Below are 4,217 nucleotides of genomic sequence, written 5' to 3' on the forward strand. Positions count from 1 at the left end.
CCATTAATAAGAGTTAATCCACTTCCGGTCCCCTCCCCTTGCCAAGGGGAGGGTTAGGGTGGGGTCCCCACGTTTAAATAGTGCCTTCGATTTGATTAGTTAGGGCCAATTTAAACCCATTAATAAGAGTTAATCCACTTCCGGTCCCCTCCCCTTGCCAAGGGGAGGGTTAGGGTGGGGTCCCCACGTTTAAGAGAGAACAAAAGATTTAATTCTTCACTATAAAATAACCTCTCCGGTCCTTGCAAAGGAGACGAATTCTAGAGAAGAACCCCACCCAACCCTCCCCTTGCCAAGGGGAGGGCTTTTGAAATAGAACGCCACCTATTCTAACCCCCATAAAACCCCCATTCCCGACCCACATCTCGCGCCATTCTTTCCTTTAACTTCCAGGGTAAAAATACCTCAACATAAGGACGCCACGCATTTAATCTCATCAGCACATTAGGGTCACCTTCTCGATAAAATGCCTGATAATAAGCATCCGTTTCCGACCGTTGGTTAAGAATATTTAATAACTCTTGACCTTCCTCTGGGGATGCCTCTTGTTTAATTAACTGTTCCGCCTGTTTATAACTGACAAATTCAAAAGTTTCATGGCGTTCCGTATCTTCAATGTAGCGGCGATGATGGCGGGGGTCAAAACGTAATAACATCAGGAGTTTGGGTTGATAGAAATCAAATCCCCACCCTTGGGACATTTGGTCTTGAATGTAGTCTGGAGTGGGTAAGGTTTGGTTTTGATAATCTAGGATTAACTGTTGGGGAATGCGGGGGTCATTCCAAAGAAGGGGTTCTAAATTATCGATCCGATCGCAGCGATAATTGTACCAGTTCACTTCCCCCGGGGGATTGCGACCAAATCCCACTAAATACACCGCCCTTTGCACATAGTAAATGCAAACCGGATAGACCGCACATTCCACCATTCTTTCCAGTTTGGCACTGTTATAAGTCAGCAAAACTGGGGGAATGGGATGCTGTTGCCACAGTTGTTTGAGTTCTTCTTGCAAATCATCGATCGCATCTAGGGTCGTCTTGGGAACCACATACTCCACTTGCAAGAAAAATCGCGGATATCCCCCTAATTCTTGAGACAAGTTGTCCGCTATTGCTGCTAAATCTGGTTGTAAAAAATTGTAGGTAATCGCCCGTTCAGATGGGGTGAAAGTAGGAGAACAGGCTATCATTCCCCGGGGCCAGTTTTGCACCTTCTCATATTGGCTGCGGTGACCTTTTTTTAAACAGCCCAGTTCCGCTAAAGTTGTCAAATCTGCCGCCAGCGATCGCCGGGTTAATCCAAACAAGCGCGACTCTAATAATTCCTCTAAATTATCTGGAATACAAGCAGTTTGAGCCAGGGATTCTCGCCACTCCCACTCAGAACAACCCCTCACCTCATCAAATAGCCACCATGCCGCACTTCGCCCACAAGGACAATCGCAATCATGCAGGAGGGGAATGGATTCACCCCGGGGATGAGACTCCGAAAAAAAACTATTGCGCCAATCGGCATAAGTAAAAGGGTGAACTATCCCCAGGCGAGAGTCAGATTCGCCATAGAGTAACTGCAAATGCACCCATAAACGCACCGCTTTCAGAAAGTTCTTTTTCAAAGAACCCCGCGCCAACCATTGCAGCAGTTCTACCGTCGGAGGGGCGCAAAAAGTAGGGTAAATCATGATTTTTTATCCTTTAATCCTGACTTTAGATTACTCCACAATTGGTAACCTAGACTTCCAAACCCCATTGGAAATAAATGCTTCCAACCCATGATTACCTTGGAAGAATCTTCCGTAGTAGGTGGGTGATGAATCAAACCCTCTGGACTCAGTTTCTGGACCCGTTGAACTTCCAATCCGCTTGGCAAAAAGTTGCCGAAAATCAAGGTTGTGCCGGGGTCGATCGCGAGACAATTACCAGTTTTGCCAGTCATTGTCAGCGCAATTTGGCCCAGTTACGGCAGAATTTGGCCCAGGGCACCTATCGTCCCTTGCCTCTGCTGCAATTTTTTATCCCCAAACCCGATCGCAGTTGGCGCAGTTTGGCAGTTCCCACCCTGCGCGATCGCATCGTTCAGCAAGCCTTGTTGCAGGTATTGTACCCGCAAATCGAACCCCACTTTGAACCCTGTAGTTTTGCTTATCGTCCGGGACGTAGCCACCTTCAGGCAGTCCGCCAAGTCGCTTACTGGCGCGATCGCGATTATGACTGGGTGTTGGATGCAGATATTATCCAATATTTTGAGAATGTCCAACATCCCCGACTGCTGGCAGAAGTGGCAGAACGCTTAAATTTGCCCTGGGTCCTGTCTTTAATTGACAGTTGGTTAAATGCCGGAATTCTCACCAATGCCGGATTAATCTTACCCGAAAAAGGTCTCCCCCAAGGAGCAACAATTTCCCCCATTCTCGCGAATATTTATCTCGATGATTTTGATGAAATTATCTCCCATTCTGGCTTAAAACTCGTGCGCTATGCCGATGATTTTGTCGTCATGGCCCGCAGTCAAAAGCAGATTATCGCCGCACAACAGGAAATTAGCCAAATTCTGGACGGAATCGGCTTGCAGTTACATCCCCAGAAAACTCAAATCACCAACTTTCACCACGGATTTCGCTTTCTGGGACAGGCATTTGCCGGGGATTTAATTGTCCCCATTAACCCCCCCGTAGAACCGCAAGTCACCCCCCGTCCCGCCAGTAACTTGCGCCTCGTTCATGCCGAAACCCTTCCCCAACCAACGTTCACCCCCCTCCCCTTGCCAAGGGGAGAGGGGCAGGGGAGTGGGGTCAGGTTTTCCGGCATGAACGAGGCGCTCCCCATGAAACAGGCTTTATTAGCAGCATTGAAAGCCGAAAAACGCCCCATTCCCCCACCCTTATTTGTGGTATTGGGCTATGCCGTCCGGGAAGAGAAATCTATCCCCATTACCTCTGATGAACTAATTTGGAAGCCAGATATGTCTACATTGTATTTAGTCGAACAAGGGGCTGTTTTAACCAAAGAACAAAGCCAATTTCGAGTTAAACCACCCCAGGGACAAACCGTAGAAATTCCCATTCGGGAAGTAGACCGAATCTTGATTTTTGGCAACATCCAAATTTCTACGGCTGCCATTGGGGTTTGTTTAAATTCCCAAATTCCCCTCATTTTCCTCTCTCAGTTGGGTCAGTACAAAGGGCATTTATGGCCTGCTGAATTGTGTGATATCAAAGCCTTATCCGCCCAGTTTCACTGGGAAGAAGATGCGGGATTTCAGATGGAAACCGCCCGGGCGATCGTCCAAGGGAAACTGAGAAACTCTAAAAATTACTTGCTCAAACTAAATCGCAAACGGAGTTCTCCCCAAGTCCTCGAAGCCATTACCGGCATCACTCGCGACTTGATAGCGATCGAGAATACCCACCTAACCTTAGATGAATTGCGCGGGTATGAAGGAGTCGCCGCTACCCGCTATTTTCAAGCCCTCGGACAACTCATTACCAATCCGGGCTTTACCTTTACCGAACGCAATCGTCGCCCGCCCAAAGACCCCGTAAATTCCCTCTTGAGCTTCGGTTATACCCTGCTATTTAACAATGTTCTCAGCTTAATTTTAGCCGAAGGACTCAACCTTTATATCGGCAACTTGCACCGTTCCGAGAAAAAAGAACCCCGCCTCGCCTTTGACCTCATGGAAGAATTTCGCTCCCCCATAGTCGATACCCTCATGATTAAACTCGTCAACCAAAAAATTCTACGCCCCACCGATTTTACCTGGCCCAATCCAGAAGGCGGAATTTATTTAACCGACTCCGGACGGCGCGTCTTCCTCAAACACTTTGAAGACCGAATTTCCCTCAAAATTTCCCATCCCGACATCAAAGACAAAGTATCCTACCGGCGCGTCATTCAACTCCAAGTACAGCGCTACAAAAAAGCCCTACTCCAGGGAATTCCCTACGAGTCCTTTATTCGAGTGGACTGACATCAGAAACTAGGGCTGTTTCATTCTCCTGGCTCAATTCATTTTGGCATTGTTCAGTCCTTTTATCTCCCAAGGGATACAGCCTGATTCCCCTGGAAATAGACATCGGGGTTTTGGGCGGTTCCTCGTCCTTTTATCTCCCAGGGGATCCATGCTGATTCCCCTCCTCATGAGGGGCGTCCCGTCAAGACGGAGTGGAATTCCCCTCCACCGGAGGGGTGTCCCTTCAAGACGGAGTGGAATTCCC

At 48.1% G+C, this 4,217-nt stretch carries 2 protein-coding genes; one reads left to right on the plus strand and one right to left on the minus strand.

The genetic code is table 11. The features are described from left to right. Positions 1 to 329 precede the first annotated feature (329 nt). Positions 330 to 1,682, minus strand: a complete 1,353-nt coding sequence (locus tag NG792_RS16890) for a TIGR03985 family CRISPR-associated protein (RefSeq protein ID WP_261236155.1) — start codon at positions 1,680 to 1,682, stop codon at positions 330 to 332. 128 nt (positions 1,683 to 1,810) lie between these two features. Between NG792_RS16890 and cas1 the strand changes: the two genes are divergently transcribed. After that, positions 1,811 to 3,970: a CRISPR-associated endonuclease Cas1 gene (gene cas1 / locus NG792_RS16895; RefSeq protein WP_261236156.1), complete on the plus strand. Its 2,160-nt coding sequence runs from the start codon at positions 1,811 to 1,813 to the stop codon at positions 3,968 to 3,970. The last annotated feature ends 247 nt before the right edge of the window (positions 3,971 to 4,217 follow it).

The sequence above is a fragment of the Laspinema olomoucense D3b genome (assembly GCF_025370785.1).
Taxonomy (GTDB): Bacteria; Cyanobacteriota; Cyanobacteriia; order Cyanobacteriales; family Laspinemataceae; genus Laspinema; species Laspinema olomoucense.

Bases quoted from the DNA above. Each gene is read 5' to 3' on its own strand.
- cas1 (WP_261236156.1), top strand. From the start codon at position 1,811: ATGAATCAAACCCTCTGGACTCAGTTTCTGGACCCGTTGAACTTCCAA.
- NG792_RS16890 (WP_261236155.1), bottom strand. From the start codon at position 1,682: ATGATTTACCCTACTTTTTGCGCCCCTCCGACGGTAGAACTGCTGCAA.